The sequence below is a fragment of the Arthrobacter sp. SPT-J7 genome (assembly GCF_059089965.1).
In genome coordinates this window covers 1-288 of record NZ_JBNHFF010000629.1, presented here as the reverse complement: position 1 = coordinate 288, position 288 = coordinate 1, and the positions used below count along the sequence as shown (strand labels likewise).

Genomic DNA, 288 nt, shown 5'->3' with positions numbered 1-288 from the left:
CGGTTGCCCGGTAATTTCTCCAGGGCGGCCGGTAGTTAGGGGCTCAAGTTGCGTGACTAACCGTTGCCCTTCTTCATTTTTGGGTCGCCCTTAGCAGCATGGTCCAGCAGCAGATATGCGGATCATTACTTTCAATTCTTGAGGAGAAGTCATGGCAGCACACTGCCAAGTGACCGGAGCCGAGCCGGGCTTTGGGCACAGCATTTCGCACTCGCACCGCCGCAACAAGCGTCGGTTCGATCCGAACATTCAGAAGAAGCGCTACTGGGTTCCGTCCCTGCGCCGTAA

The 288-nt window shown here is 56.6% G+C and carries 1 protein-coding gene; it reads left to right on the top strand.

Going from position 1 to position 288, the window contains the following annotated elements; translation table 11 throughout:
* Window positions 1-151: 151 nt before the first annotated feature.
* Window positions 152-288, top strand: a 137-nt coding sequence (rpmB, locus tag AC5RWX_RS34590; RefSeq protein WP_227316990.1) for a 50S ribosomal protein L28, incomplete at its 3' end; no start/stop codon positions are given.